The sequence below is a fragment of the [Empedobacter] haloabium genome, from assembly GCA_008011715.2.
Classification (GTDB): Bacteria; Pseudomonadota; Gammaproteobacteria; order Burkholderiales; family Burkholderiaceae_D; genus Rugamonas; species Rugamonas haloabia.
In genome coordinates this window covers 5,255,033-5,281,706 of the sequence record CP136508.1, presented here as the reverse complement: position 1 = coordinate 5,281,706, position 26,674 = coordinate 5,255,033, and the positions used below count along the sequence as shown (strand labels likewise).

The window sequence follows — 26,674 nt, the reverse complement described above, 5'->3', positions numbered from 1 at the left end:
CGACCGCATCGTCCCATTCCCTTGTCCACACCATGCTGATACTTCATAACGGCCGCTTCCACACGGGCGACAAGTCCAATCCCGTCGCCAGCGCCGTCGCCATCGACGCCGGCAAATTCCTCGCCGTGGGCGATGCCGACGACGTGATGCGTCACCGCACGCCCGATGCGCAGGTCGTCGACCTGAACGGTCGCACCGTCATCCCCGGCCTGAACGACTCGCACCTGCACCTGATCCGCGGCGGCCTGAATTACAACCTGGAGCTGCGCTGGGAAGGCGTGCCCTCGCTGGCCGACGCGCTGCGCATGTTGAAGGAGCAGGCGCTGCGCACGCCCAGCCCGCAATGGGTAAGGGTGATCGGCGGCTGGACCGAGTTCCAGTTTGCCGAACGGCGCATGCCGACCATCGACGACCTGAACGCGGCGGCGCCGGGTACGCCGGTGTTCGTGCTGCACCTGTACGACCGCGCACTGCTGAACCGCGCGGCCCTGCGCGCCGTCGGCTATACCAGGGACACGCCCAATCCGCCGGGCGGCGAGATCGTGCGCGACGCCAGCGGCAACCCGACCGGCATGCTGATCGCGCGCCCGAACGCGCTGATCCTGTATGCCACGCTGGCCAAGGGCCCGAAGCTGCCGCTGGAGCACCAGGTCAACTCGACGCGCCGCTTCATGCGCGAATTGAACCGCCTGGGCCTGACCAGCGCCATCGACGCCGGTGGCGGCTTCCAGAACTATCCGGAGGATTACCAGGTCGTCGAGCAGCTGGCACGTGAGGACCAGCTGACGATCCGTATCGCCTACAACCTGTTCACGCAGAACAAGGGCCAGGAGCTGCAGGACTTCCAGCGCTGGACCGACAGCGTCAAGCCCGGCCAGGGCAACGACTGGTACCGCCACAACGGCGCCGGCGAGATGCTGGTGTTCTCCGCGGCCGACTTCGAGGACTTCCTGGAGCCGCGCCCCGACCTGCCGCCGGAAATGGAAGGGCAGCTGGAGCAGGTGGTGCGCCATCTCGTCAGCCAGCGCTGGCCGTTCCGCCTGCACGCGACCTACGACGAGTCGATCGGCCGCATGCTGGACGTGTTCGAGAAGGTCAACCGGGAGATTCCCTTCGACGGCCTGCACTGGCTGTTCGACCATGCCGAGACGATCAGCCCGAGGAACATCGAGCGCGTCAAGGCACTGGGCGGCGGCATCGCGATCCAGCACCGCATGGCGTTCCAGGGTGAGTACTTCGTCGAGCGCTATGGCGCCGAGGCGGCCAAGGCGACGCCGCCGATCCAGCGCATGCTGGCCGAGGGCGTGCCGGTGGGCGCGGGCACGGATGCGACGCGGGTGGCCAGCTACAACCCGTGGACGGCGCTGTACTGGCTGGTCTCGGGCCGCACCGTTGGCGGGCTGCGCCTGTACGACGCGGGCGGCAAGCTGCCGCGCGAGACGGCCCTTGAACTGTGGACGGCGGGCAGCGCCTGGTTCTCCAACGAGCAGGGCAAGAAGGGCCGCATCCAGGCCGGCATGCTGGCCGACCTGGCCGTGCTGTCGGCCGACTTCTTCCGCGTCGACGAGGAAGCGATCAAGTCGATCGAGTCCGTGCTGACGGTGGTCGGCGGGCGCATCGTGTTCGGCCAGGCCGAGTTCACCAAACTGGGTCCGCCGGATTTGCCGGTGCTGCCGGAGTGGTCGCCGGTGGCCAAGGTGCCGGGACATTACCGCGCGGTGGCGCCGCAACCGGCGCTGGCGCACCAGTGCGCCGGGGCGTGCGGTGTCCACGCGCATGCGCACGACGTGGCGCGCAAGTCGACCGTCCCGGTATCGGACTTCGCCGGTTTCTGGGGCGCGTTTGGCTGCAGCTGCTTTGCGTTCTGAGGCCCCGATGAACTACCTGAAGATCCTGGCGGGGCTGGTGCTGTCGTTCGTCGTGGGGCTGGCCTGCCGCCGCTTCCAGATCCCGGCCGCATCGCCGCCCGTGCTGTCCGGCGCGCTGCTGGTGTTCATGATGAGCAGCGGCTACTGGCTGGTGGACCGCTACGTGGCGCGTCGGGCCGCGCGCCACCGCCGGCATTGCGGCGGCCATGCGCTCGATGGCGCGGCGGGGGAGGCACCATGAGCGCGCTCGTCGTCGGCGCCGTGCTGGGCCTGGCCATCGGCGCCATCTGCCGCGCCTGCGATATTCCGTCGCCCGCGCCGCCCACACCCATCGGTGCGCTGCTGGTCGTCGCCATGACGTCCGGCTACGTCGCCGGCGGCTGGTTCTAGGCCTGCACCAGCTGGGCCAGCAGCTGGTCGCGGTGCTGAAAGACGAAGGCCCGGAACGCGTCTTCCTTGACGGCCAGCCGCACCACGCCCGGCAGCAGTGCGTAGCAGCAGCGCGCCAATGTCGTCACGGTCTCGTCGTTCTGCAGCGCCGCGATCGACGCGGTGCCGGGCTTGCCATGCACGGCGGCCAGGATGTCCGCACGGCGGGTGGCGATGGTGCGGCTCAGGGGTGTCATCAGATCGATCATGTTCGCTCCCAAAAGCGCCAGTGTAGGAAGGGCGCCGCCGCGCGCCGCTGAGCGGACGCAAAGGTCGGCGCGCCTGACGGGGCCACGCAACAGTCGCGCGGATTTATTGCGTCATCGCAACTTGCCCCGTGGCTACTCGCTCTACATTGGCCCGACTGCACGGACTGAAGGGGCAATCATGAACAGCAAATCGGCGCTGGCCTTACTGCTGCTGATGGCAGGAGGCCTGATCTACGCGGCCACGCACAACGAACACCACGCCGGCCGATGGAGCGGTCCGCGCGAGGCGCGCGGCGAAGGGCCGCGCCTGACGCAGGCACCGCGGCGCGACGACCTGGGCTGGCTCGGGCCCGTCCAGGTGCTCGACAAGGACGAGCTGACGCGCCGCATGGACCGCCTGCTGACCAGCGTCATGACGGACGTGGCGACGGTGCAGGACCCCGAGCAGTTCGTCTGCAAACTGCCGGCCGAGGTGGGGCCGGTACCGCGGCTCGATGCCGTCGACGCGTGGCTCGACCGCTTCCCCGACAGCCGCAAGGACCACAAGCTGACGCGCAACCTGTACCGCGCCGCGGCCGAGGGAAACTGGCTGGCGCGGGTCCAGGTCTACACGCTGCTGGCCGAGCGGCCCGCGCGCGACAACTCCACGGCTTATCGTACGATCCAGCTGATGGAATGGCTGCAGCAGCACGGCATCGGCGCGCTGCATGGCGTCGTGGGCGCCACGCTGACCGGGCGCCAGCATTTCGACGGGGCGGCGCCGGCGCCCGTCATCACGGCTGCGGATATGTTCGCGGCGCTGCATCACAGCTACCCGGCGCAGCACAAGGTGGGATTGGCGCTGAGCCGCAGCGAAGATCCGGCGCTGGCCGCGGTCGGGCGCAAGATGATCGACTGCGCGGCCGGGGCACTGCCGGCGTATGCGCGCATGTACGGCAGTCCGGACCTGGTGGCCACGGTGCCATGAAAAAAGCCGCCGACCCGTAAGGATCGGCGGCTTTCGCATCTGGTGGTGATAGGTGGACTTGAACCACCGACCCCAGCATTATGAGTGCTGTGCTCTAACCAGCTGAGCTATATCACCGGAAAACTGACAATTCGACAAGGCCGCGCCTTGAAAGAACAATGGCCTGTGCCGTTACCGGACAGGCCATCATCGTGCATTCTGGTGGTGGTGATAGGTGGACTTGAACCACCGACCCCAGCATTATGAGTGCTGTGCTCTAACCAGCTGAGCTATATCACCGCAACGGCAAGCATTATGGCGGTTGGCACTACAAGTGTCAAGGCACGCGCCAACGAATTTGCCACCGCGCGCCGCCGCGATATCAAAGCGTCATGGCAAGCGCGCCAGCAACTGCGCGGTCGCGTCGGGCGCCAGGCAGTCGATGACGATCCGCTCCGGCATCGCGCGCAACCACGTCAGCTGACGCTTGCACAGCTGGCGCGTGGCGATGATGCCGGTCTCGCGCATGGTCGCGTAGTCGATGCGGCCGTCCAGGTATTCCCAGGCCTGGCGGTAGCCCACGCAGCGCATCGATGGCAGACCCGGGTGCAGGTCGCCGCGCCGGCGCAGGTGCTCGACTTCGTCCAGCAGCGCGTCATTTTCGAGCATCAGGTCGAAGCGGCGCGCGATCCGTTCGTGCAGCACGGCGCGGTCCGATGGCTCCAGCGCGAACGACGTCAGGTCGAACGGCAGCGTTTCCGGCGCGCGCTGCGCCAGCAGGGCCGACATCGGCTGGCCGGACAGGCGGATGATCTCCAGCGCGCGCTGGATGCGCTGCGCGTCGTTCGGCTTCAGGCGCGCCGCCGTTTCCGGGTCCAGCGTGGCCAGGCGCGCGTGCAGCGCGGGCCAGCCCAGGCGGGCCGCTTCGTCTTCCAGCTCGGCGCGCACGGCCGGGTCGGCGCCCGGCAGGTCGTCCAGGCCGTCCGTTAAACCCTTGAAGTACAACATGGTGCCGCCGACCAGCAGCGGCAGCTTGCCGCGTCCGTGGATCTCGTCGACCAGGCGCAGGGTCGCGCTGCGGAACTGCGCCACGCTGTAGCTGTCGAGCGGGTCGATGATGTCGATCAGGTGGTGCGGCACGCTGACCAGTTCCTCCCGCGTGGGCTTGGCGGTGCCGATGTCCATGCCGCGGTAGACCAGGGCGGAATCGACGGAGATGATCTCGGCCGGCACGCGCGCGGCAATGGCCAGCGCGGCGGCGGTCTTGCCCGACGCGGTCGGGCCCATGATGGCGACCGCGCGCGGCCGCTGTGCAGTGTGATTCATACGATGGTTATTGGCCGCGCAGGAACAGCTTGTCCAGCGCGCCGATCTCGACCTGCACCCAGGTAGGGCGGCCGTGGTTGCACTGGTCGGCCCGTTCGGTGCTTTCCATCTGGCGCAGCAGGGCGTTCATTTCGGGTTGCGTCAGGATGCGGTTGGCGCGCACCGCGGTGTGGCAGGCCAGGGTGCCCAGCAGCTCGTTGCGGCGCTCGATCAGCACGCGCGAGCCGCCGAATTCGCGCACGTCGCGCAGCACGTCGCGCGCCAGCGTCTGCGCATCCGCGTTCTTCAAGAGGGCCGGCACGGCGCGCACGGCCAGGGTGGTGGGCGACAGCACGGCGATGTCGAAGCCCAGCGTCTTCAAGGTGTCGCCGTGCTCCTGCACGGTGCCCACTTCCACCGCGTCCGCATAGAAGGTGACGGGGATCAGCAGCGTCTGGATCTGCATTTCGCTGCCGGAGATCTGCGCGTCCAGCGCGTTCTTCAGCTGCTCGTACAGGATGCGCTCGTGCGCCGCGTGCATGTCCACCAGCACCAGTCCCTTGCTGTTCTGGGCCAGGATGTAGATGCCGTGCAGCTGCGCCAGTGCGAAGCCGAGCGGGAATTCTTCGTGGGCCAGCGCGGCGGACGAGGCCACGTATTGCGTGGCCTGCGGCATCGGGTAGGACGGTGGCGCCGGTGCGTCGGTCTCGGCAAACAGCGCGCCATAGCGCTCGGTACTTTGCGCCACGCCGCCTTCGCCGGGCCGCGCGAACGGCGAGGGCGAGAACGTCGGCGTGTACGACGGGTTCAGGATCGAGCCGAACGAGGCTTGCTGCTGCGGGCGCCACAGCGGGCCGCTGGCGCCCAGCGTCTCGGCGGCGGGCAGCGGCGAGGGCACGCTGCCGTGCGCCGTGGCCGACGTCTGCGCCAGCGCGCGCTGCACGGCGTGGAACACGAACTGGTGCACGGCGCGGCCGTCGCGGAAGCGCACCTCGATCTTCGACGGATGCACGTTGACGTCCACCAGCGCCGGGTCGAGGTCCAGGGCCAGCACGTAGGACGGGAAGCGGTCGCCGTGCAGCACGTCCTCGTAGGCCGCGCGCACGGCGTGCACCAGCAGCTTGTCGCGCACGAAGCGGCCGTTGACGTAGAAGTACTGGCAGTCCGCGCGCGCCTTCGAGGCCGTCGGCAGGCCGGCGAAGCCGTGCAGGCGCAGCACGCCCGAGCCTTCGTCGATCGGCAGGCGCGCCTCGGCGAACGTCTCGCCCAGGATCTGGGCGCTGCGCTTGGCCATATCGGACGCCATCCAGTGATCCACGGTGCGGCCGTTGTGCGACAGGGTGAAGGCCACGTCCGGCCGCGCCAGCGCGATGCGGCGCACGACCTCGGCGCAGTGGCCGAATTCGGTCTGCTCGGACTTCAGGAATTTGCGGCGCGCCGGCGTGTTGTAGTACAGGTCCTGCACGTTCACCGTGGTGCCGGGCGCGCCGGAGGATGGCTGCACGGTGCCCAGGTGCGAGCCCTCCAGCTCCCAGGCATGGGCCGCGTCGGCCGTGCGCGACGTCAGCGTGACGACGGCAACGGAAGCGATCGACGCCAGCGCCTCGCCGCGAAAGCCCAGCGTGCCGACGTTTTCCAGGTCGTCCAGCGAGGCGATCTTCGACGTGGCATGGCGGGCCAGCGCCAGCGGCATCTGGTCCGGCGGGATGCCCTTGCCGTTATCGGTGATGCAAATGCGCTTGACGCCGCCTTCCTCCAGCCGCACCGTGATCTGGGTGGCGCCGGCGTCCAGCGCGTTCTCCAGCAGCTCCTTGACGACGGCGGACGGTCGCTCGACCACCTCGCCGGCGGCGATCTGGGAGATGAGCTGATCGGGAAGGGCCCGGATCGGGCGGGGAGAGGGTGGCGCATTCATAGCCGCCCATTATAACCGCCGTATCGGCCCGGCAAGCCGGCCCGGCCGGCGAAAACCCGCCGCCAGTGCCGAGCCCGTGTCCCACCGCGGTGTCAGTCACCGAAACGGGACACGAGCTCGACCGATGTTCGCTGCGGGACAATACCCGGCCTGGCGCAGTGTACGGAATGGTCCAGCCCGTGTCTCACTTAGGTGACTGACCCCGCGGTGGGACACGGGCTCGGCTGTTTAGTTGGTGCTGGCCTGCTGCCGCACCGGGATTGGCACGTTGCACAGGTCGACGTGGCCGGCGGCGACCTTGGTCCAGGGGCCGCCGCGGTTGCGCTGGGCTTCGGCGACGGCCTTGAAACTGGCCGAGTCGGTGCGCAGGATCTCCAGCTTGCTGCGTTGCTCTTCCGGCACGTCGGCGGCCAGGCGGACGGACTTGATCGGCACCATCTGCTCCGGCTGCTCGTAAAAGCCCATGGCGCCGGTGCCGCGCGGCAGCACGGACAGCAGCGGCATGCCGTCGATGACGCGGCCGACCACCGTGATGTTGCGGTCCAGGTGGCGCGGCGCGTTGCCGATGACGGCGTACAGGGCGCCGCCGTTGCCGCTGTCGGACGCCGTGTCGCGGCCCACGCCCACCATGCCGTAGCAGTGCGCCAGCCAGGCCTGGCCGCTCTTCGGGTCGCGCGCGGCCGGGAAACCGTTGGCGTGACCCACCTGCGGCGCATAGCCGTCGCGGTCGGGCAGGCGGGTGAAATCCTTGATGCTTTTCAGTGGCACAGTGAATTCGCCCGGCAGCTTGGCCTTGGCCGTCTTCAGCGCTTTCGGGTTCTTCTCGTCCGGATCGCCCCACTGCACCACCCAGTTGTCCTGCGAGCGCAGGATCGCCAGGCCGTCGAAATAGCCCTCGCGCACCATGGCGCGGATATTGGCGGCGTGTTGCGGCGCGAACTCGGGCGCCAGTTCGATGACGACGCGGCCGGAGGGGATGTCCATGTACAGCGTGTTGTCCGGGTCGGGCAGGCGCCATTCGCTGGCGCGGGACGACTTGACGACGTCCGCCACGGTCGGCTTGGGCGGCAGCTCGGCGGCCGACAGTGCGGAACAAGCGGCCAGCAGCGCGGCGGCCATGGTGGGCAGGTGGCGGTGGAACGGCATCGGATCTCCTGTTGTATGGACTAAGCGAGCGCTAAGAATTGTAGACGTTAACATGGTTAGACTGGCAAAAGGATTTTCTTGTCCGGCAATGACGCAAAATATCGTCGGGGCGGGGTGTTGCATACATGTCGCTGGTGTATGATTCCCGCCGCAACCTTTTGGGATATCTATGGATTTCGTTCAACTGTTGGACATGCTGGTCCACGTCGACAAGACGCTGGGCACTTTGATCGCGCAATACGGTGTCTATGTGTACGCCGTGCTGTTCTTTATCATCTTTGCCGAAACAGGCCTGGTCGTGCTGTTCTTCTTCCCGGGCGACACGCTGCTGTTTATCGCCGGCGCCTTCTGCGCCACGGGCCAGATGCACCTGGGGCTGTTGATCTTCCTGCTCATTACGGCTGCGGTGCTGGGCAACACCACCAATTACCTGATCGGCGAGGCCATCGGGCAGCGCATGTTCACGCACAACTACCGCTGGATCAACAAGGATGCGCTGCACCGCACCCACGAGTTCTTCGAGCGCCACGGCGGCAAGACCATCATCCTGGCCCGCTTCGTGCCGGTCGTGCGCACGTTCGCGCCATTCGTGGCCGGCGTCTCCGACATGACCTTCGGCCGCTTCCAGCTCTACAACGTGGCGGGCGCGCTGGCCTGGGTCATCTCGTTGTGCGTGGCCGGTTACCTGTTCGGCAACATGCCTATCATCCGCGACAACCTGACCGCGATCGTGCTGATCGGCGTGGCGGTCGCCATCGTGCCGGTGGCCGTTGGCGGGCTGTGGAAATTCAGCCGCAAAATGCTGAGGCGTTAAACCGGGCGCCCTGCGCAACGACAGCGCAGGGCTGGGCACAAGATATACGGCAGGCCTGCCTCAAGTTTTGCCGCACGGCATCCGTTAACCGGGGTAACGCTTCTTTTACTTTCCGGATTAACATGCGCAAGCTGATTGCCCTCACTGCCTGCTGCCTCGCCCTCGGCACCGCCGGTGCGAACGAGCCGCCCGCGTCGGCCAAGGGTTCCATTCCGTCCATCCTGCCGGCCAAGCCCTCCAAATCCTCGCTGAAGGAGAAGGAGGCGCCGGCCAAGAAACTCTCCGCGCGCGAGCAGGAAGAGATGGCCGAAGCCGAGCTGTCCGCCAAGATCGCCGAACGCCTGGCCGCGATGCGCGCCAACCAGGCCGCACGCATGGCGGCCGCCGCCAAGGCCAAGAAGGACGCCGCCGCCAAGGCTGCCCGCGCCGCCGCCATCGCGGCCGCGCCGCCGCCACCGGCCAACGGCACCTTCTGGACCTACGAAGGCGAGTTCGGTCCGGCCAACTGGAGCAAGATCAACGCCAGCTGGAACAAGTGCAATGGCGGCACGCGGCAGTCGCCGATCGACATCCGCGACGGCATCAAGGTCGACCTGGAGCAGATCGCCTTCGATTACCGCCCCTCGTCGTTCAGCGTGACGGACAACGGCCACACCGTGCAGGTGCAACTGGGCGGCGGCAACTACCTGTCCGTGGCGGGCCGCACGTACGAGCTGCAGCAGCTGCACTTCCACCGTCCGGCCGAGGAGCGCGTCAACGGCAAGAGCTATGAGATGGGCATCCACCTGGTGCACAAGGACGTCGAAGGGCACGTGGCCATCCTGGCGTTGATGCTGCAGCGCGGGCGCCCGCAACCTGCCGTGCAGACGGTGTGGAACAACCTGCCGCTGGAGAAGAAGGACACGTTCACGCCCTCGATCGTGTTCGACCCGAACGACCTGCTGCCGGAACGGCGCGACTACTACACGTACATGGGATCGCTGTCCGAACCGCCGTGCACGGAAGGCGTGCTGTGGCTGGTGATGAAGGAGCCGCTGCAGGCATCGCCCGAGCAGATGGCGCTGTTCTCGCGGCTCTATCCGTTGAACGCCCGGCCGGTGCAGGCCAGCTCGGGCCGGATGATCAAAGAGTCGCAGTAATCGTGTGCTCGCCGGTCCACGTGGCGCCGGCGGCCAGCTCTCCCTTGTCGACGCGGGCCGGCTCGATGCAGACGAAGCGCTGCCATTCGTGATCGGCCATGTCGGCCAGTGCCGCGGCGCCCTCGGCGCCCGGATTCCACACCACCCACTCCGTAAAGCCTTGCTGCCGTAATTGCAGCTTGCCGCCATCGTGCGCCAGCGCCAGCTCTGGCGGGGCCGCGTAGATGTTGTCCAGTTTCGGACCGAAGTGCAGCGGCGACTGTTCCGGCAGGCCTTCCAGCACCGTGCGCGTGAAGTCGTCCACCGCGTAGTACGTGTGCAGCGCGGTGGCGAAATCGAAGGGCGCGGCGCCCGTATTGGTGACCGTGAAGCGCATCGCGATGGCGCCCGGCTGCAGGGTGAAGCGCAGCGTCAGGGCGAACGCATGGGGCCAGCCCGCGGCGAGCGCCGGCGGCACGTCGTCCTGCGTCAGCGCGAATTCGGCCCAGGCGGTGCTGGCGTCGCTGCCGTGGTCCGCCAGGCGCCAGTGCGACAGGCGCGCCACGCCATGGCGCTGGCCGGTGCCGCGCGTGGAGAACTGCGGGAAGATGACGGGCACGCCGCCGCGGATGGCCGCGCTGCCGTCGCGCGGGGAACGTTCGCTCATGAACAGGCGCTCGCGCCCGTCGGCCGTCTTCCATGACGCCAGGTGGGCGCCGTACAGCGCAATGGTCGCCTCGGCGCCGTCGGGCGCGGTGATACACACGGCCGGCAGCTCGCCGAACGTCACCATCTTCATATCGTAATCCTCAGGTCAGCCGGCTCTTGGCGAGCGGCGGGTTTTTGGCGAAGTACTGGCGGATGCCCTTGACGATGGCGTCCGCGATCTGGTCCTGGTAGGCGTTGTCGAGCAGGCGCGCCTCCTCGTCCGGATTGGAGATGAAAGCGGTCTCGATCAGGATCGACGGGATATCCGGCGCCTTCAGCACGGCGAAGCCGGCCCGCTCGACGGCGCCGTTGTGCAGCTTGTTGATGCCGCCGATCTGCGACAGCACGGCCTTGCCGACCTTCAGGCTGTCGTTGATCTGCGCCGTGGTGGACAGGTCGAACAGCACGCTGGCCAGTTGCGGGTCGTGGCCCTGCGTGTTGGCACCGCCGATCAGGTCGGCCTGGTTTTCCTTGTTGGCCAGCCAGCGTGCCGCCGACGAGCTGGCGCCCTTCTCGGACAGCACGAACACGGACGAGCCGCGCGCGGAGGGCGAGACGAAAGCGTCCGCGTGAATCGACACGAACAGGTCGGCATCGACCTTGCGCGCCTTTTCCACCCGCTTGTTGAGCGGAACGAAGAAGTCGCCGTCGCGCGTCAGCATCACGCGCATGTTCGGGTGCTCCTCGATCTTGAACTTGAGGCGCTTGGCGATCGCCAGCACGATGTCCTTCTCGCGGCTGCCCTTGGCGCCGATGGCGCCCGGGTCCTCGCCGCCGTGGCCGGGGTCCAGCGCCACCGTCAGCATGCGTACCAGCTTGTCGCCCGGCGCCTTCTTCGGCTCCTGCTTCGCGGGCGGCGGCGTCGGTTCGGCCTTCGGCGGCACGGCGGCGATGTCGGGACGGGGCAGGGCCTCCGAGGGCACGCCCGGCGCGGGCAGCTTGTTGTCCGGCAGCGGCAGCGCGTTGCCCAGGGTGGCCGCGGGCGCGTCCGCCGCTGTGGCGGGCGGCTGGCCCACCGGCTTGCCGTCGCTGGACCATTCGCCCTTCTCGATCAGCGCGGCGATCGGGTCGATCGGCTGCACCGGGTAGAGGTCGAAGATCAGCCGGTGCTTGTAGACGCCCACCGGTTCCAGGGTGAACACCTGGGGCCGGATCGGCGCCTTCAGGTCGAACACCAGGCGCACGACATTCGGGCGGTTCTGGCCCACGCGCACCTGCTTGATGTACGGGTCGTTCGACTGGATCTTCGCCACCAGCGTTTTCAGGGTGGGATTCAGTTCCAGCCCTTCGATGTCGACGACCAGGCGGTCCGGGTCCTTGACCAGGAAGTGCGAGGTTTTCAGGTCGCTGTCGTTTTCCAGGGTGACGCGGGTGTAGTCGTCCGCCGGCCACACGCGCACGGCCATGATCTGTGCGGCGCGCGCAGGCAAAGGGGCCAGTACCGACAGCAGCAGGGTGCCGCCGGCCTTCAGGAAGGTGCGCCGGGTCTTGCCGGGCCGTGGCGCGATCAGAGTATCCGGGGGAAGTGGAGGCGTTGCAGGCATGACGAACCTAATGCGGAAGAACCCTGCAATTCTACATCACGTCCCGTGCCGGCCACAGCGAGAATGACGCGCAGGTCCGGCGCCGGCAGCACGCCTTCGGCCTTTTCCGGCCATTCGACGATGCAGACGTTGCGGCCGTCGAAATCCTCGCGGAAGCCGGCGTCGAGGAATTCCTCCGGGCTGCCCATCCGGTACAGGTCGTAGTGGATGATGTTGACGTCCTGGCCATCGACCTTGACGTGGTACGGCTCGGCCAGCGTGTAGGTGGGGCTTTTGACGTGGCCCGGATGGCCGGCCGCGTGCAGCAGCGCGCGCGTCAGCGCCGTCTTGCCGGCACCGAGGTCGCCGTGCAGGTAGACTGCCATGCCCGGCAGCAGGGCGCGCGCCAGCGCCACGCCGAGGGCGGCGGTGTGGGATTCGTCACGGAGATGGGCTTTGAAGGACTGCATGGCATAAAATGGTGGATTGTTCCTGCCGTCATTGTACCGTCCGATGTCCCCCTCACCAGAAGAACTCACAGCGCTGGCCGCCGCCATCAAGGCGTGGGGCCAGGAACTGGGCTTTGCCGAAGTACGCATCGCCGACATCGACCTGGCGGCGGCCGAAGCGGGCCTGCAGGCCTGGCTGGACGCCGGCATGCACGGTGAAATGGACTATATGGCAACGCACGGCATGAAGCGCGCCCGGCCCGCCGAGCTGGTGCCCGGCACGGTACGCGTCATCACCGCGCGCATGAACTACCTGCCCGAGAGTGCCGGCGCCGGCTGGCGCGAGCGCGAACGTGCCCGGCTGGCCGACCCGCAGGCGGCCGTGATCTCCGTCTATGCCCGCGGGCGCGACTACCACAAGGTGCTGCGCGCCCGGCTGCAGCAGTTGGCCGACCGTATCCAGGGCGCCATCGGCGCCTTCGGCTACCGCGTCTTCACCGATTCGGCGCCCGTGATGGAACTGCCGCTGGCGGAAAAATCGGGCCTGGGCTGGCGCGGCAAGCACACCTTGCTGCTCAACCGCGCCGCCGGCTCGATGTTCTTCATGGGCGAGATCCTGGTCGACCTGCCGCTGCCAATCGACGCGCCGACCGAGGCGCATTGCGGCCAGTGCAGCGCCTGCATCACGGCCTGTCCGACCCAGGCCATCCTGGGACCGGGCCGGCTCGACGCGCGCCGCTGCATCTCCTACCTGACGATCGAGCTGAAGGGCGCGATTCCCGAGGAGCTGCGGCCGCTGCTGGGCAACCGGGTGTACGGCTGCGACGATTGCCAGACCGCCTGCCCCTGGAACAAGTTCGCCCAGCGCGCCACCCTGCCGGATTTCGACGAGCGTCACGGGCTTGGTAGTGCCAGCATGCTGGCGCTGTTCGCGTGGAGCGAGGAAGAGTTCAATCGCAATATGGAGGGCAGTCCGATCCGCCGCATCGGCCATGAACGGTGGCTGCGCAACCTCGCTGTCGGCTTGGGCAACGCGGCCGATGCGGGCGCGCGGGGCGACGCCGCCATCGTTGCCGGGCTGCTGGCGCGGGCGGAGCATCCGTCGGCGCTGGTGCGCGAGCATGTGGCCTGGGCGCTGGCGCGGCATGGGGTGGACGCAACCCGTGGTGTCAGGCACCTATCCGGGGGCGTTGCCGCCCCCGGATAGGTGCCTGACACCGGGGTTAGGGTTACTCGTCCGCCAGCAGCACATCCAGGGTGCGCTGCGGATTGACCAGGAAATCATGCGTCACCTGGTAATGCTCCGTATCCACGTAGTCGGTGCGGCGCAAGCCCTTGTCGGTACAGGCATAGATGCGGGCGTCGGGGTAGGCCATCAGGATCGGCGAGTGCGTCGCGATGATGAATTGCGAGCCTTCCTTGACCAGCTGGTGGATGCGCGCCATCGCGGCCAGCTGGCGCTGCGGCGAGAGCGCCGCTTCCGGTTCGTCCAGCACATACAGGCCACGGCCGCGGAAGCGGTGCGTCAAGAGCGCCATGAACGATTCGCCGTGCGACTGCTCGTGCAGCGAGCGGCCGCCATAGGCGCCTGAAATCGGATCGCCCAGGCCGACCTCGTCCAGCCGCTCGATCTCCGTCGCCACATTGAAGAAGCTTTCGGCGCGCAGGAAGTAGCCATCGCGCGGCCGCCGGAAGCCCTTGGCGATGCGCACGTACTCGTGCAGCACCGAGTGCGAGGCGCGTGTGCCGAAATTGAAATTGCGGCTGCCGCCTTCGGCGTTGAAGCCCAGCGCGACGGCGATCGCTTCCAGCAGGGTGGACTTGCCGCTGCCGTTCTCGCCGACGATGAAGGTGACGGCCGGATGGAAGGGCAGCACCTGCAGGTGGCGCACGGCCGGCAGGTTGAACGGGTAGCGGTCGAAATCGGGGACGATGTCGCGCCGCAGCGTCAGGTCGATCGCGAAGCTGGACGACAGCGCCATGGCCGTCTTACTTCAGCAGGCCGGCCAGTTCCACGGCGGTCTTGACCTGCATCTTGTCGAAGATGTGGGCGCGGTGCACTTCCACCGTGCGCATGCTGATGCCCAGTTCGTCCGCCACCACCTTGTTCATCTTGCCGGCCAGGATCAGGTCCAGCACTTCGCGTTCTCGGCTCGACAGCGTGGCCAGGCGTGCGTGGACGGCCGCGCTGGCGCTGGCGTGCAGCGATTTCGCCAGCCCTTCCTGCACCCGGTCCATCAGGTCGTTGTCGTTGAACGGTTTTTCAAAGAAGTCGAACGCGCCACGCTTCAATGTATCGACGGCCATCGGCACGTCGCCGTGGCCGGTCAGGAAGATCACCGGCAGGCGCTGCGTCAGGCCGCGCGCATGCAACTGGTCGAACACGGCCACGCCGTTCATGTCCGGCATGCGCACGTCCAGCAGCACGCAGTCGCCGGCCGGGTCGAACTGGCCCGACTCGACCCAGGCGAGGAACTTGACGCCGCTGTCGTAGGTGGCGGCGGCGATGGCGCGCGACGAGGCCAGCCACGACAGCGAATCGCGCACCACTTCTTCATCATCGACGATATGCAGCATCGGTTACTCCGTTGTTTCCGTACAAATAACTACGCGCCGGACGCGGGCAGCGTAAAAGTGAATATGGTACCGCCTTCGGGATTGTCGCGGTGCGTCAGCGTGCCGCCGTGGAACTCGATCGCGGTGCGGCAGATGTTCAGGCCCATGCCCATGCCCTGCGCCTTGGTCGAGAAGAACGGCGAGAACAGCCGTTCCGCCACCTCCTGCGGGATGCCATGGCCGTTGTCGACGATGCAGACGCTGACCTGGTGCGCGGGCGCATCGTAACAGGCTTCCAGCATCAGCGTGCGGCGTGCCAGCGGCACGTTGGCCATCGCCTCGATGCCGTTGCGGGTCAGGTTCAGGAGCACTTGCTCGATCATCATGCGGTCGGCCCGCACCAGCGGCAGGTCGGCCGGCAGCACGCTGCGAAACGTCACCTGGTAGTGGCGCGCCTGCAGCTCGATCAGCGCGCGGATGCTGTCGAGCATATCGGCCAGCGCCACGTCCTGGCGCTCGGCCGTGCGCTTCTTGACGAAGTCGAACACGCTGCGCACGATCTGGCCGGCGCGGCGCGCCTGGGCGCTGGCCTGCTCCAGCGCCGGTTTCAGCTTGCCACTGTCGACCGGCGCGCCGTCGCTGCGCGACAGCAGGTTCAGTGCGCCGGTCGTGTAGCTGGAGATGGCGGCCAGCGGCTGGTTCAGCTCGTGCGCCAGCATCGACGCGATCTCGCCCATCGTGGCCAGGCGCGCGCTGGCCTGCAGTTTTTCCTGATGCTCGCGATTGAGTTCCTCGATGCGCTTGCGGTCGGAGATGTCGAGGATGGAGCCCATCCAGCCCGTGTGGCGGCCGGCGTCGTCCACCAGCGGCGCCTCGAAGATCAGCACGGGGATGCGGGTGCCGTCCGGGCGCTGGAAGATGGTCTCGAACTGCGGCGTCACCGACCCGGCCAGCACGTTGGCCAGGCGGTGCTGGTACTCGGCCATCACTTCCGGTGCCCAGTACGGCATCGGCGGCGAGCGGCCCACCAGCTCTTCCTCGGTATAGCCCACCATCTGGCAGAAGGCGGGATTGACGTGGGTGATGCGGCCTTCCAGGTCGCGCGCGCGCAGGCCCGTCACCAGCGAGTTCTCCATCGCCGTGCGGAAGGCCATCTGCTGGCGCAGCGCGTCCTCGGCGGCCAGGCGGCGCGAGATGTGGCCCCACAGCGCGAGAAGGCTCCACAGCAGCGCCAGCGACAACGCGATGACGGAGCCCACCAGCAGGTTGGGCAGCAGCTTCGGTTCGCTCTTGACGCTGTCCGTCATCAGGGTGACGGACACGCCGGGCAGGTCGAGCGCGCGCTTGTGCGTGTAAACGCCGTGCCCGGGGCCGGCCGCCGCGCGCCGGGCCAGGATGCGGTCGTCGCGGTCCAGCAAGGTGATCTGGTTGTCCTGGGCGAACCACCACGGCACCATCTCGTCCAGGAGACTTGACAGTTGGTAGGTGGCCACGACGCTGCCGACATAGCTGTCGCCGCGGAACAGCGGCAGGTGGTAGTCCATCATGATGGCGCCGGGCGTGCCGGCCGGGTTCAAGGTCTCCGGCTCGGGCTGGCCGTAGGCGGGATTGCGGCCGCGCCGGGCCCGTTCGGCCGCGTCGCGCGACGATGCCGACAACCGCGCCGCCCGCGGCGGCGCGGCCTCGGTGGAGGCGACCACGCGGCCGTCCGGCTCCAGCCACATCAGGCGCTTCAGTTCCGTGCCCGTCTTCATCAGCCGCAGCATGCGTTCGCGCAGCTGGTCGGCCGGCATGCCGGACAGGATGTCGTTGCCCAGCGTGCGCATGCTTTCCTCGTGCCGTCCCATCTGGAAGCGGATGGTCTGCTCGACCCACAGCGTGTCCGCGATCAGCTGTTCCTGCCGTTCGCTGCTTTCCATCTGGCGCGCCTGCCAGGGCAACCAGATCAGGATCGCCAGGAAGAACAACACCAGCACGACCGGCATCAGCCAGCGCACGGTGTGCGGGAAGGGCAGGCGCGCGGCCAGCTTCGAAGAATTAATCATTGTCTGAGAGTAATGAAATCCCGGCGCTCGGCTATTGTGGTTTTCCACAATAGCCCCTTGCGGGGCAGTTGCACAGAATGGAATGGCGAGAAGTAGGGTTTGCGACGGCGACAACCGCGCGCTGCGGCCCCGATCGACACCCGATAATAAACCAACTCTTTTGTGGGGACACACATGAAGCTCAAGACCATCCTGGTCGCCTTGGCCGCGACCGCCGCCATCACGTCCAACGCCTTCGCCCAGGCACCGATCGTCATCAAATTCAGCCACGTCGTGGCGCTGGATACGCCGAAAGGCCAGGCCGCCGAGCGCTTCAAGCAGCTGGCGGAAAAGGCCACCAACGGCCGCGTGAAGGTTGAGGTCTACCCGAACAGCCAGCTGTACAAGGACAAGGAAGAACTGGAAGCGCTGCAGCTGGGCGCCGTGCAGATGCTGGCGCCGTCGCTGGCCAAGTTCGGCCCGCTGGGCGTGAAGGAATTCGAGGTGTTCGACCTGCCGTACATCTTCCCCAACAAGACCGCGCTGTACAACGTGACGGAAGGCCCGATCGGCAAGGGCCTGTTGAAGAAGCTGGAAAGCAAGGGCATCACGGGCCTGGCGTACTGGGACAACGGCTTCAAGATCATGTCGGCCAACAAGCCCCTGACCACCCCGGCCGACTTCCGCGGCCTGAAGATGCGCATCCAGTCGTCCAAGGTGCTGGACGCGCAGATGCGCGCGCTGGGCGCCAACCCGCAGGTGCTGGCGTTCTCCGAGGTGTACCAGGCGCTGCAGACCGGCGTCGTGGACGGCACCGAGAACCCGCCGTCGAACATGTACACGCAGAAGATGCACGAAGTGCAGAAGTACGGCACCCTGTCCAACCACGGTTACCTGGGCTACGCCGTCATCGTCAACAAGAAGTTCTGGGATGGCCTGCCGGCCGACATCCGCACGGCGCTGGAAGGCGCGATGCGCGAAGCGACCACGTATGAAAAAGCCATCGCCCAGCGCGACAACGACATGGCGCTGGACGCGATGAAAAAATCGGGCAAGACCCAGTTCATCACGCTGAACGCCCAGCAGCAGGCCGAGTGGAAGAAAGCCCTGGCCCCTGTGCAGAAACAGATGGAAAGCCGTATCGGCGCAGACCTGATCAACGCGATCAACAAGGAAGGCGCGAAGTAAGCGTCACTGCCGCAGTCCGGGGGCGGCGTCCTGCCGCCCCTTCGCCTCACCGAACCCAGTCCCTTCTCAGCATCGGCTTTCCCGAGCCGTTTCTATTGAAAGAACATCATGAAATTCCTGGACCACCTGGAAGAGTGGATCATTGCGACCCTGATGGGCGCGGCCACCTTCATCATTTTCGTGGCGGTCGTGCACCGCTACCTGTCCGGCCTGCCCATCGGCTGGCTGCAGGACGAACTCATTCAGATCAACACCAGCTGGGCGCAGGAGCTGTGCATCTACATGTTCGTGTGGATGGCCAAGTTCGGCGCCGCCTACGGCGTGCGCACCGGCATCCACGTGGGGGTGGACGTCGTCATCAACCGCCTGTCCACGCCATGGCGCAACAAGTTCATCGTGTTTGGCCTGTTGGCCGGCGCACTGTTTACCGGCGTCGTCGGCACCCTGGGCGCCACGTTCGTGTGGGAGATCGGCCATACCGACCAGACCTCGGCCGACCTGGAAGTGCCGATGTGGCTCGTCTACCTGGCCGTGCCGCTCGGTTCCTACCTGATGTCGTTCCGCTTCCTGCAGGTGATGGTGCGCTTCATCCGCACCGGTGAACTGCCGAAGCACGACCATTCCCACGTTGAAGGCCTGGACGAGGAAGTCCAAGGAGTGAAAGCATGAACGCACTGATCATTTTTGCACTGCTGCTGGTCCTGATGTTGACCGGCATGCCGATTTCCATTTCGCTCGGCCTGACGGTGCTGACGTTCCTGTTCACGATGACGCAGGTGCCGATCGAGTCGGTGGCGCTGAAGCTGTTTACCGGCATCGAGAAATTCGAGATCATGGCGATCCCGTTCTTCATCCTGGCCGGTAACTTCCTGACGCACGGCGGCGTGGCGCGGCGCATGATCAACTTCGCCACGTCGATGGTCGGCCACTGGCACGGCGGCCTGGCGCTCGCGGGCGTGCTGGCCTGCGCGCTGTTCGCGGCGGTTTCCGGTTCCAGCCCGGCGACCGTCGTGGCGATCGGCTCGATCATCCTGCCGGCCATGGTGAAGCAGGGCTATCCGAAGCGCTTCGGCGCGGGCGTCATCACGACCTCGGGCGCACTGGGCATCCTGATCCCGCCGTCGATCGTGATGGTGATGTATTCGGTGACCACCAACACGTCGGTGGGCGCGCTGTTCATGGCCGGCGTGGTGCCCGGCATCATGCTGGCATTCCTGCTGGGCCTGACCACCTGGGTGCTGGCGAAAAAGCACAACTACCCGCGCATGCCGAAAGCCACCTGGGGCGAGCGCTTTGCCGCGTTCCGCAAGAGCGGCTGGGGCCTGCTGCTGATCGTCATCGTCATGGGCGGCATCTACTCGGGCGTGTTCACGCCGACGGAAGCGGCGGCCATGGCGGCGGTGTATGCGTTCATCATCGCCGTGTTCGTCTACAAGGACCTGAAGCTGAAACAGGTCGGCAAGGTGCTGCTCGATTCCGCCTCGATGTCGGCGATGCTGCTGTACATCATCACGAACGCCGTGCTGTTCTCGTTCCTGATGACCAGCGAGAACATCCCGCAGGAGATGGCGGCCTGGCTGACGGCGCAGGGCCTGGGCCCGATCGCCTTCCTGCTGGTGGTGAACATCCTGCTGCTGATCGCGGGTAACTTCATGGAGCCGTCATCCATCGTGCTGATCATGGCGCCGATCCTGTTCCCCGTGGCGGTCGCGCTGGGCATCAACCCGATCCACTTCGGCATCCTGATCGTGGTGAACATGGAAGTGGGCATGTGCCACCCGCCGGTGGGCCTGAACCTGTACGTGGCCTCGGGTATCACGAAGATGGGCATCTCGGAGCTGACGGTGGCGGTGATGCCGTGGCTGCTGACGATGCTGGGCTTCCTGCTGGTGGTGACGTACGTGCCGGCGATCTCGCTGTGGCTGCCGAACCTGGTGTACGGCAGCGTCGGTTGACGCGCTTACCACAAAAAATGCCTTCGTTGCCACTATGATTTGCAGTGTGACCAATTTGTTACTTGCCTAAAAAAAACTGGAGAAAGTCGAGGACGGATCAGTTATGATTGCCTCGCTCCGGTTTGGTGCAACATATATCGATATGCACCAAGGTAGCAAAGAACATGCGTATTAGTGGGGAGTGGTAAATAAGAAGGCTGCCGGAGACGGCGCGATAATGCGAGGAGACACGCGGTTTACAAGATGCTGTTGGCATCACCGCTGCAGGCGGCCACAAGCCACGCCGCAGCGGGACCAAACAGCCGGAACCGTGCCAACGTAAGAGTTAAAACGCACCTGCGGGTGCGTTTTTTTCGACCCTACGCACCTGCGGGTGCGTTTTTTTTCGTCTGGGCATCCTGAATATGGCTGGCGCCAGGGCGATCGTGTAGCATGTCCGCCACAGCAGCAGGGAGTTCAAACGTGACTAAAATACAACAGGCAAGCGAGCTGTTTGCCGCCATCGTCCCCACCCCATTCGGCGCCCTCGGCATCCGCACCGGCGGAGCCGTCATCACCGAGCTGGTCTACCTGCCGGCCAGCTTCGAGGAAAAGGCGCCGCAAGATGGCGTCGCCGAGCAAGCCGCGGCCCAGGTGCTGCGCTACTGCGACGATCCGGACTTCCGTTTCGACCTGCCGCTGGCACAGGTGGGCAGCGAATTCCAGCGCAAGGTATGGGCGACCATCAGCGCGATCCCGCGCGGCGAAGTGCGCACCTATGGCGAGGTGGCGAAACACGTCGGCTCGATGCCGCGCGCGGTGGGCCAGGCCTGTGGCGCCAACTACTTCCCGCTGGTGGTGCCGTGCCACCGCGTGACGGGTGCCCAGGGCCTGGGCGGTTTTGCCGGCAGCGACGACCGTAATGGTTTCACCCTCAACGTCAAGCGCTGGCTGCTGGCCCACGAAGGACTGCGCGAGTACGCATGGCAGCAGACGACGCTGCTCTGATCGACGCCTTCTGCGACGCCTTGTGGCTGGAGGATGGGCTGTCGAAGAATTCGCTGGACGCCTACCGCCGCGACATGCGCGCGTTCGCGCAGTGGCTGGACGTGACCCAGGCCGGCAAATCGCTGCTGGCCGTGACACGGGCCGACGTCGACGCGTATTTCGCCGCGCGCCATGACGACACCAAGGCGACCACGTCGAACCGCCGCCTGTCGGTACTGAAGCGCTTTTACCAGCAGGCCTTGCGGCAGAACCGGATCGCGCAGGACCCGTGCCTGAAAGTGGCGTCCGCGAAGCAGCCGACGCGCTTCGTGCACACCCTCTCCGAAGCGCAGGTCGAGGCGCTGCTGGCCGCGCCGGATGAGCGCGAGCCGCTGGGGGTGCGCGACCGCACGATGCTGGAGCTGATGTACGCCAGCGGGCTGCGGGTGTCCGAACTGGTGGCGATCAAGCTCACTGAATTGGGCCTGAACGAAGGCGTGCTGCGCATCACCGGCAAGGGCAGCAAGACCCGCCTGGTGCCGTTCGGCGCGCAGGCGCGCGCGTGGCTTGAACGCTATTTGCGAGAAGCGCGCGGCATCATCCTCAACGGCCAGCAGGACGACGCCCTGTTCGTCACCGCGCGCGGCGGGGCGATGACGCGGCAGATGTTCTGGGTCATCGTCAAGAAGCACGCGGCGCGCGCCGGCATCACGGCGCCGCTGTCACCCCACACCTTGCGGCACGCCTTCGCGACGCACCTGCTCAACCATGGCGCCGACCTGCGCGTGGTCCAGCTCTTGCTGGGACATTCGGACATCTCCACCACGCAGATCTACACCCACGTGGCGCGCGAACGGCTTAAGCAGTTGCATGCGGTACATCATCCGCGCGGATAAAAAAGTCTGCGATGCTGGAGCTACGGCATAATGACCGCAAAGGAGGTACGCCATGGCAAAAACGAATTTCTCGTACGAGAAGCGGCAACGGGAGCTGGAGAAGAAACGCAAGGCCGAGGAAAAGGCCCGGCGCAAGCAGGAGGCGAAGCTGCGTCCCGCGGGGGAAACGGCTTCTGCTGAGCAGACGGACGAGGCGGAGGAAGCCGATGAGGCCGAAGAGAGTGCCGACGTCGAGAAGGAGCAGTAACCGCGTAAGCCACCGGTGACAGGCACCTTTCTTCGCGTCTCCGACGCGAAGAAAGGTGCCTGTCACCACGGTTCATCAATTACTCAAGCGGCATCCGCCACCGCCACCACCGCCGGCTTCTCTTCCGGCGCCGCGAACCAGCGCTTGGCCCGCTTGCCCAGGTTGTCGAGATACGTATACGCGACCGGCACCACGACGAGGGTCAGCAAGGTCGAGGTGATCACGCCGCCGATCACCGCACGGCCCATCGGCGCCTGTGTCTCGCCGCCTTCGCCCATGCCGATCGCCATCGGCAGCATGCCGAAGATCATCGCCAAGGTCGTCATCAGGATCGGCCGCAGGCGCACCTGGCCGGCCGCCATGATGGCATCGCGCTGCGTCATGCCGCCTTGCTGGCCATGGTTGGTGAAGTCCACCAGCAGGATCGCGTTTTTCGTCACCAGACCCATCAGCATGATCACGCCGATCACGGAGAAGATGTTCAAGGTCGATCCTGTCACCAGCAATGCCAGCAGCACGCCGATCAAGGAGAGCGGCAGCGACATCATGATCGCCACCGGCTGCAGGAAGCTGCCGAACTGCGAGGCCAGCACCAGGTAGATGAAGACGATGGCGATACCCAGCGCGATCATGGCGCTGGTCAGCGTTTCCTGCATCTGCTTGGCCTGGCCACCCACGTCGAAACGCACGCCGGCCGGCATCTCGATGGAGTCCATCGCCTTCTTGACGTCCGCGTCCACGTCGCCGCCGGGGCGGCCTTCGACGCCGGCCATCACGGCCACGCGCCGCATCAGCGCCTGGCGCTTCAGCACCTGTGGCGAATACGACGGCACGAACTCGACCACCTGGCGCAGCGGCACCATCAGCGGCCGGCCGTCCGGGCCCGGCTTGCTCGACGCCAGCGACAGGTCGGCCAGGTCGGCCACGCGTTGGCGGCCCACTTTCGGCAGCTGCACGTTGACGTCGTAGTTCTGGCCGTCCGGCGCCAGCCAGTAGCTGACCGTCTCGCCGGCCACGAACGGCCGCAGTGCCGCGCCGATCTGCTGCGTGGTCAGTCCCAGGTCGCTGGCCAGCTCGTTGTTGATGCGGATCGACGTCGACGGGTTGGCGCCTTCCTGGCTGTATTCCAGGTCGGCCACGCCCTTGATCGCCTTCATCTTGTCCATCAGCTGGTGCGCCACCTTGTCCAGCTTCGCTTCGTCCGTGCCCAGGATGGCGATGAAGATGGGCTTCTGGCCGACCGATGGCGTGATGCCGGGGATCGTCGCCAGCCGCGCGCGGATGGCCTTTTCCAGTTCCTTCTGCGGGCGGCGGTGCGTCTTGTGCACGTCCGTCAGCTTCACGTTCACGTAGGAGATGTGGCGGCCCTCGGCCGCGCCGATATTGCTGAACACCGTCTCGACTTCCGGGAATTCGCGCAGCGCCGCTTCCACCTGCGCCACCTTGCTGGCGTTGTATTCCAGGCTGGAGCCGACCGGCACCTTGAACTGCATGTCGATCCAGCCGCGGTCCGTCTCGGGGAACATTTCGCCGCCGATCTTCGGCACCAGCAGCAGGCTGCCGACAAAAATCGCCAGGGTCAGCGCCAGCGTCGTCTTGCGCCAGTCCAGTGCCACGGCCAGCACCTTGCCGTACCAGACGTGCACCTTGTCGATGCCGTGCTCGATGGTTTCCATCAAGCGGCCCAGCCAGGGCAGGTACTTGAAGCGATCCTTGACGGGATCGTGCCAGACCGAAGACAGCATCGGGTCGAGCGTGAAGCTGACGAACAGCGATACCAGCACGGCCACCGTGACGGTGATGCCGAACTGCAGGAAGAAGCGGCCGATGATGCCGTCCATGAAGGCGACCGGCACGAACACCGCGACGATGGCGAAGGTCGTCGCCATCACGGCCACGCCGATCTCGTTGGTGCCGTCTTCCGCCGCCTTGCGGTGGTTCTTGCCGAAGCCCAGGTGGCGCACGATGTTCTCGCGCACCACGATGGCGTCGTCGATCAAGAGGCCGATGCACAGCGACAGCGCCATCAAGGTCAGGAAGTTCAAGGTGAAGCCGAAAGCCTTCATCGCGATGAAGCTGGCCAGCACCGAGATCGGCAGGGTCAGGCCGGTGATGATCGTCGAGCGCCACGAATGCAGGAAGAAGAACACGATGATCATCGTCAGCACGGCGCCTTCGATAATGGTGCGCTTGACGTTATTGAGCTGGTTCTGCACGCGGTCCGATTCGGCGTCCGAGATCGTCAGCGCCACGCCGGCCGGCAGCGATTTTTGCAGGTCGGCCACGACGGCCTTGATGCCTTCGCCCACCTCGACCACATTGGAGTCCTGCACCTTCGTCACTTCCAGCGAGATGCCGCGCTTGCCGTCGATGCGGGCCAGCGAGCGCTCTTCCGCCTCGCCGTCCACCACGTCGGCCACCTGTTCCAGATAGACCGGACCATTGGCGCGGCGCGCGACGATGATCTTGTTGAACTCGCGCGGTTCCTTCAGCTTGCCCTCGACGCGTACCAGCCGGTCGCTGGCGTCACGCGTGATGTTGCCGGCCGGGAGATTGGCATTGGTGTCCTGGATCGCCCGCATCACCTCGTTGACGCCGACGCCCTGCGCCGTCATCTCGGCCGGTTTCAGGCTGATCAGGATTTCGCGCTTGGCCTGGCCGTAGCTGCGCACCTGGCCGACGCCCGGCACGCCCTGCAGGCGCTTGACGATGACCTGGTCGGCCAGGGTGGACAGCGTGCGGATGTCGACGTTCGGCGACGTCAGCGTCAGCCGCACCACCGGCTGCGCGTTGTCGCCTTCCTCGCGCACGATGAACGGGTCCTTGGCCTCCTTCGGGAAGCGCGGACGCACGATGCCGACCTTGTCGCGGATGTCCTGCATCGCCTTGTCCATATTGGTGGACAGTTCGAACTCGATGTAGATGCCGGCCTTGCCCTCCCACGAGTTGGCGCGCAGGGTGCGCACGCCGCGCACGGTGTTGACGATGTCCTCGATGGGGCGGGTGATGTCCGTCTCGACGGCTTCCGGCGAGGCGCCTGGATAGGCCACCTCGATGGCGACGAACGGGATCTCCACGTTCGGCATGCTTTCCACGCCCAGGCCGCGATAGGACGCCAGGCCCAGCACCATCAGGCCGATCATCACCATCGTCGCGAAGACGGGCTGGCGGATACTGATCTTCGTGATCCACATGGCTTACCCCTGCGGTTGCTTAATGGCCGGCTTGGCGTCCTGCGCCAGTGCGCCCGGTGCAGGCAGGCGCACGCTGGCGCCCGGCTTGACGCCGTCCAGCTTCGAGACGATCACGTGCTCGCCCTGCGCCAGCCCCTCGGTGACGGCGGCCAGGCCTTCGTCCTCGTTGCGCAGGCCCAGCGTGACCGGCTGGGCCACCACCTTGCCGCCGGCGACCTTGTAGACCAGCTGGCGGCCACTCTCTTCGCGCAGCGCCGTCACCGGCACCTGTGGCAGGGCGGCGGTGCGTTCCGTGACGATGCTGCCCTTGGCGAACATGCCGCCGCGCAGGGCGCCGTCGTCGTTCGGCACCGAGATATACACCAGCATCGCGCGCGATCCCGCTTCCGTGGTCGGGTTGATGCGCGCGACCTTGCCGGCAAACGCGCGGCCCGCGAAGCCGTCGACCCGGAAGCTCACTTCCTGCCCTGGCTTGATGCGCGGGATGTCGCTGGTCGGCACCTGCGCTTCCAGGGTCAGCTCGGCCAGGCTGACGATGGTGTAGACAGGCATGTCCGGCGCCACTTTTTCGCCGGCCTGCACGTGGCGCTTGCTGACGATGCCGCTCATCGGCGCGCGGATCGTGCTGTCGGCCAGCGCGATGCGCGCCAGTTCCACTTGGGCGGACGCCGCCTTCACGGCCGCGCGGGCCAGGTCCACCGCATTGGCATTGGTGTCGTAGGCCGTCTGCGAGATGTATTTCTGCGCCAGCAGCGCGCGGCTGTTGGCTTCGTTCTTTTGCGCCATCGCCAGGCGCGCCTGCGCCTCGTCCAGCAAGGCCTGCTGCTGCGTCATGCGCGCGCGCAGGTCGGCCTGGTCGATCCTTGCCAGCACCTGGCCGGCCGTCACGGCCATGCCTTCGCGCAGCGCCGATTCCTCGACCACGCCGGACACCTTCGACTTGACGGTGGCCTGGCTGACCGGCGCCAGGCTGCCCGACAGCGGCAGCTGCACCGCCAGCGGCCGCGCCGCGACGGCGGCGACGTCGGTCGCGGCCAGCTCGTAGACGACCGGCTTGGCCGGCGCGGCGCTGGCCGTGGCCGCGGCGGGCGCGGGCTGCGGGCGCAGCACCGTGTACGCGCCACCGGCGACAGCCAGGGCGACGAGGGCGATGGCCGGCTTGCGCCAGCGGCGCCGGGAGATCGAAGGCAGTTCGGATGTCATTGGTTTTCTCGAAGT

General features: G+C 66.6%; 25 protein-coding genes and 2 tRNA genes. 13 read left to right on the top strand and 14 right to left on the bottom strand.

Annotation, left to right across the window (positions count from 1 at the left end; genetic code table 11):
• Positions 1–32: 32 nt before the first annotated feature.
• From E7V67_022890 to E7V67_022880, 3 genes are read left to right on the top strand one after another with little or no spacing between them, the layout of a single operon-like run.
• On the top strand, positions 33–1,868 hold the full coding sequence (locus E7V67_022890; GenBank protein ID WUR12518.1) for an amidohydrolase: 1,836 nt from the start codon (positions 33–35) through the stop codon (positions 1,866–1,868).
• 7 nt (positions 1,869–1,875) lie between these two features.
• Complete coding sequence (locus E7V67_022885) at positions 1,876–2,109, top strand: XapX domain-containing protein (protein ID WUR12517.1); 234 nt, start codon at positions 1,876–1,878, stop codon at positions 2,107–2,109.
• Positions 2,106–2,258 (top strand): DUF1427 family protein, encoded by a 153-nt coding sequence (locus tag E7V67_022880; protein ID WUR12516.1) that lies wholly within the window; start codon positions 2,106–2,108, stop codon positions 2,256–2,258. The genes E7V67_022885 and E7V67_022880 overlap by 4 nt, the downstream gene beginning before the upstream one ends.
• Here E7V67_022880 and E7V67_022875 read toward each other — a convergent pair.
• Entirely contained in the window at positions 2,255–2,506 is a 252-nt protein-coding gene (locus E7V67_022875) for a hypothetical protein (protein ID WUR12515.1), read from the bottom strand. The genes E7V67_022880 and E7V67_022875 overlap by 4 nt on opposite strands.
• Positions 2,507–2,684: 178 nt before the next feature.
• On the opposite strand from E7V67_022875, the gene E7V67_022870 reads away from it, so the two are divergent.
• Positions 2,685–3,473 (top strand): hypothetical protein, encoded by a 789-nt coding sequence (locus E7V67_022870; protein WUR12514.1) that lies wholly within the window; start codon positions 2,685–2,687, stop codon positions 3,471–3,473.
• 40 nt (positions 3,474–3,513) lie between these two features.
• Here the strand turns inward: E7V67_022870 and E7V67_022865 are convergent.
• From E7V67_022865 to E7V67_022845, 5 genes are all read right to left on the bottom strand, one after another.
• A tRNA-Met gene (locus tag E7V67_022865) sits at positions 3,514–3,590 on the bottom strand.
• An 85-nt stretch (positions 3,591–3,675) separates the two neighbouring features.
• A tRNA-Met gene (locus E7V67_022860) sits at positions 3,676–3,752 on the bottom strand.
• A gap of 90 nt (positions 3,753–3,842) precedes the next feature.
• Positions 3,843–4,778: a tRNA (adenosine(37)-N6)-dimethylallyltransferase MiaA gene (gene miaA, locus E7V67_022855; protein WUR12513.1), complete on the bottom strand. Its 936-nt coding sequence runs from the start codon at positions 4,776–4,778 to the stop codon at positions 3,843–3,845.
• A gap of 7 nt (positions 4,779–4,785) precedes the next feature.
• Complete coding sequence (gene mutL, locus E7V67_022850; GenBank protein WUR12512.1) at positions 4,786–6,672, bottom strand: DNA mismatch repair endonuclease MutL; 1,887 nt, start codon at positions 6,670–6,672, stop codon at positions 4,786–4,788.
• A 228-nt stretch (positions 6,673–6,900) separates the two neighbouring features.
• On the bottom strand, positions 6,901–7,818 hold the full coding sequence (locus E7V67_022845) for a peptidylprolyl isomerase (GenBank protein WUR12511.1): 918 nt from the start codon (positions 7,816–7,818) through the stop codon (positions 6,901–6,903).
• A 169-nt stretch (positions 7,819–7,987) separates the two neighbouring features.
• On the opposite strand from E7V67_022845, the gene E7V67_022840 reads away from it, so the two are divergent.
• Positions 7,988–8,632: a VTT domain-containing protein gene (locus E7V67_022840; protein WUR12510.1), complete on the top strand. Its 645-nt coding sequence runs from the start codon at positions 7,988–7,990 to the stop codon at positions 8,630–8,632.
• Positions 8,633–8,754: 122 nt separating this feature from the next.
• Positions 8,755–9,771: a carbonic anhydrase family protein gene (locus tag E7V67_022835; protein ID WUR12509.1), complete on the top strand. Its 1,017-nt coding sequence runs from the start codon at positions 8,755–8,757 to the stop codon at positions 9,769–9,771.
• Here E7V67_022835 and E7V67_022830 read toward each other — a convergent pair.
• Genes E7V67_022830 through tsaE form a run of 3 tightly spaced genes read right to left on the bottom strand, consistent with a single transcriptional unit; the run spans position 9,755 to position 12,451 of the window.
• Positions 9,755–10,549, bottom strand: a complete 795-nt coding sequence (locus tag E7V67_022830) for a D-hexose-6-phosphate mutarotase (protein ID WUR12508.1) — start codon at positions 10,547–10,549, stop codon at positions 9,755–9,757. The genes E7V67_022835 and E7V67_022830 overlap by 17 nt on opposite strands.
• A gap of 10 nt (positions 10,550–10,559) precedes the next feature.
• Positions 10,560–12,002, bottom strand: a complete 1,443-nt coding sequence (locus tag E7V67_022825) for an N-acetylmuramoyl-L-alanine amidase (protein ID WUR12507.1) — start codon at positions 12,000–12,002, stop codon at positions 10,560–10,562.
• Entirely contained in the window at positions 11,966–12,451 is a 486-nt protein-coding gene (gene tsaE, locus E7V67_022820) for a tRNA (adenosine(37)-N6)-threonylcarbamoyltransferase complex ATPase subunit type 1 TsaE (protein ID WUR12506.1), read from the bottom strand. The genes E7V67_022825 and tsaE overlap by 37 nt, the downstream gene beginning before the upstream one ends.
• Positions 12,452–12,494: 43 nt before the next feature.
• On the opposite strand from tsaE, the gene queG reads away from it, so the two are divergent.
• Entirely contained in the window at positions 12,495–13,637 is a 1,143-nt protein-coding gene (queG, locus tag E7V67_022815) for a tRNA epoxyqueuosine(34) reductase QueG (GenBank protein ID WUR12505.1), read from the top strand.
• A 22-nt stretch (positions 13,638–13,659) separates the two neighbouring features.
• On the opposite strand, the gene E7V67_022810 is transcribed toward queG, so the two are convergent.
• From E7V67_022810 to E7V67_022800, 3 genes are read right to left on the bottom strand one after another with little or no spacing between them, the layout of a single operon-like run.
• Positions 13,660–14,412: an AAA family ATPase gene (locus E7V67_022810; protein WUR12504.1), complete on the bottom strand. Its 753-nt coding sequence runs from the start codon at positions 14,410–14,412 to the stop codon at positions 13,660–13,662.
• A 7-nt stretch (positions 14,413–14,419) separates the two neighbouring features.
• Complete coding sequence (locus tag E7V67_022805) at positions 14,420–15,007, bottom strand: response regulator (protein ID WUR12503.1); 588 nt, start codon at positions 15,005–15,007, stop codon at positions 14,420–14,422.
• A gap of 29 nt (positions 15,008–15,036) precedes the next feature.
• The gene (locus tag E7V67_022800) at positions 15,037–17,031 is read right to left on the bottom strand and encodes a PAS domain S-box protein (GenBank protein WUR12502.1); all 1,995 of its coding nucleotides are present in this window, start codon (positions 17,029–17,031) and stop codon (positions 15,037–15,039) included.
• Positions 17,032–17,205: 174 nt separating this feature from the next.
• On the opposite strand from E7V67_022800, the gene E7V67_022795 reads away from it, so the two are divergent.
• From E7V67_022795 to E7V67_022770, 6 genes are all read left to right on the top strand, one after another.
• A complete protein-coding gene (locus E7V67_022795; protein WUR12501.1) occupies positions 17,206–18,198 on the top strand; it encodes a TRAP transporter substrate-binding protein in 993 nt (330 codons plus the stop codon).
• A 108-nt stretch (positions 18,199–18,306) separates the two neighbouring features.
• The gene (locus E7V67_022790; protein WUR12500.1) at positions 18,307–18,867 is read left to right on the top strand and encodes a TRAP transporter small permease; all 561 of its coding nucleotides are present in this window, start codon (positions 18,307–18,309) and stop codon (positions 18,865–18,867) included.
• Entirely contained in the window at positions 18,864–20,153 is a 1,290-nt protein-coding gene (locus E7V67_022785) for a TRAP transporter large permease subunit (protein WUR12499.1), read from the top strand. The genes E7V67_022790 and E7V67_022785 overlap by 4 nt, the downstream gene beginning before the upstream one ends.
• A 462-nt stretch (positions 20,154–20,615) precedes the next feature.
• On the top strand, positions 20,616–21,140 hold the full coding sequence (locus tag E7V67_022780; GenBank protein ID WUR12498.1) for a methylated-DNA--[protein]-cysteine S-methyltransferase: 525 nt from the start codon (positions 20,616–20,618) through the stop codon (positions 21,138–21,140).
• Positions 21,116–22,015 (top strand): site-specific tyrosine recombinase XerD, encoded by a 900-nt coding sequence (xerD, locus tag E7V67_022775; protein WUR12497.1) that lies wholly within the window; start codon positions 21,116–21,118, stop codon positions 22,013–22,015. Before E7V67_022780 ends, xerD begins: the two co-directional genes overlap by 25 nt.
• Before the next feature lie 52 nt (positions 22,016–22,067).
• Positions 22,068–22,262 carry a hypothetical protein gene (locus E7V67_022770; GenBank protein ID WUR12496.1) on the top strand — a complete coding sequence of 65 codons (195 nt, stop codon included), beginning with the start codon at positions 22,068–22,070 and terminating at the stop codon, positions 22,260–22,262.
• A gap of 83 nt (positions 22,263–22,345) precedes the next feature.
• Here E7V67_022770 and E7V67_022765 read toward each other — a convergent pair whose 3' ends face one another.
• Both E7V67_022765 and E7V67_022760 read right to left on the bottom strand, forming a co-directional pair.
• On the bottom strand, positions 22,346–25,456 hold the full coding sequence (locus E7V67_022765) for an efflux RND transporter permease subunit (GenBank protein ID WUR12495.1): 3,111 nt from the start codon (positions 25,454–25,456) through the stop codon (positions 22,346–22,348).
• A 3-nt stretch (positions 25,457–25,459) separates the two neighbouring features.
• On the bottom strand, positions 25,460–26,659 hold the full coding sequence (locus E7V67_022760) for an efflux RND transporter periplasmic adaptor subunit (protein WUR12494.1): 1,200 nt from the start codon (positions 26,657–26,659) through the stop codon (positions 25,460–25,462).
• Between the last annotated feature and the right edge of the window lie 15 nt (positions 26,660–26,674).

Coding starts and splice junctions, on each gene's coding strand:
- E7V67_022890 (WUR12518.1), top strand. CDS start 33: ATGCTGATACTTCATAACGGCCGCTTCCACACGGGCGACAAGTCCAAT.
- E7V67_022870 (WUR12514.1), top strand. CDS start 2,685: ATGAACAGCAAATCGGCGCTGGCCTTACTGCTGCTGATGGCAGGAGGC.
- E7V67_022810 (WUR12504.1), bottom strand. CDS start 14,412: ATGGCGCTGTCGTCCAGCTTCGCGATCGACCTGACGCTGCGGCGCGAC.
- E7V67_022770 (WUR12496.1), top strand. CDS start 22,068: ATGGCAAAAACGAATTTCTCGTACGAGAAGCGGCAACGGGAGCTGGAG.
- E7V67_022885 (WUR12517.1), top strand. CDS start 1,876: ATGAACTACCTGAAGATCCTGGCGGGGCTGGTGCTGTCGTTCGTCGTG.
- E7V67_022840 (WUR12510.1), top strand. CDS start 7,988: ATGGATTTCGTTCAACTGTTGGACATGCTGGTCCACGTCGACAAGACG.
- E7V67_022790 (WUR12500.1), top strand. CDS start 18,307: ATGAAATTCCTGGACCACCTGGAAGAGTGGATCATTGCGACCCTGATG.
- E7V67_022765 (WUR12495.1), bottom strand. CDS start 25,456: ATGTGGATCACGAAGATCAGTATCCGCCAGCCCGTCTTCGCGACGATG.
- E7V67_022845 (WUR12511.1), bottom strand. CDS start 7,818: ATGCCGTTCCACCGCCACCTGCCCACCATGGCCGCCGCGCTGCTGGCC.
- E7V67_022830 (WUR12508.1), bottom strand. CDS start 10,549: ATGAAGATGGTGACGTTCGGCGAGCTGCCGGCCGTGTGTATCACCGCG.
- E7V67_022800 (WUR12502.1), bottom strand. CDS start 17,031: ATGATTAATTCTTCGAAGCTGGCCGCGCGCCTGCCCTTCCCGCACACC.
- mutL (WUR12512.1), bottom strand. CDS start 6,672: ATGAATGCGCCACCCTCTCCCCGCCCGATCCGGGCCCTTCCCGATCAG.
- tsaE (WUR12506.1), bottom strand. CDS start 12,451: ATGCAGTCCTTCAAAGCCCATCTCCGTGACGAATCCCACACCGCCGCC.
- E7V67_022835 (WUR12509.1), top strand. CDS start 8,755: ATGCGCAAGCTGATTGCCCTCACTGCCTGCTGCCTCGCCCTCGGCACC.
- queG (WUR12505.1), top strand. CDS start 12,495: ATGTCCCCCTCACCAGAAGAACTCACAGCGCTGGCCGCCGCCATCAAG.
- xerD (WUR12497.1), top strand. CDS start 21,116: ATGGCAGCAGACGACGCTGCTCTGATCGACGCCTTCTGCGACGCCTTG.
- E7V67_022760 (WUR12494.1), bottom strand. CDS start 26,659: ATGACATCCGAACTGCCTTCGATCTCCCGGCGCCGCTGGCGCAAGCCG.
- E7V67_022825 (WUR12507.1), bottom strand. CDS start 12,002: ATGCCTGCAACGCCTCCACTTCCCCCGGATACTCTGATCGCGCCACGG.
- E7V67_022875 (WUR12515.1), bottom strand. CDS start 2,506: ATGATCGATCTGATGACACCCCTGAGCCGCACCATCGCCACCCGCCGT.
- E7V67_022795 (WUR12501.1), top strand. CDS start 17,206: ATGAAGCTCAAGACCATCCTGGTCGCCTTGGCCGCGACCGCCGCCATC.
- miaA (WUR12513.1), bottom strand. CDS start 4,778: ATGAATCACACTGCACAGCGGCCGCGCGCGGTCGCCATCATGGGCCCG.
- E7V67_022880 (WUR12516.1), top strand. CDS start 2,106: ATGAGCGCGCTCGTCGTCGGCGCCGTGCTGGGCCTGGCCATCGGCGCC.
- E7V67_022805 (WUR12503.1), bottom strand. CDS start 15,007: ATGCTGCATATCGTCGATGATGAAGAAGTGGTGCGCGATTCGCTGTCG.
- E7V67_022785 (WUR12499.1), top strand. CDS start 18,864: ATGAACGCACTGATCATTTTTGCACTGCTGCTGGTCCTGATGTTGACC.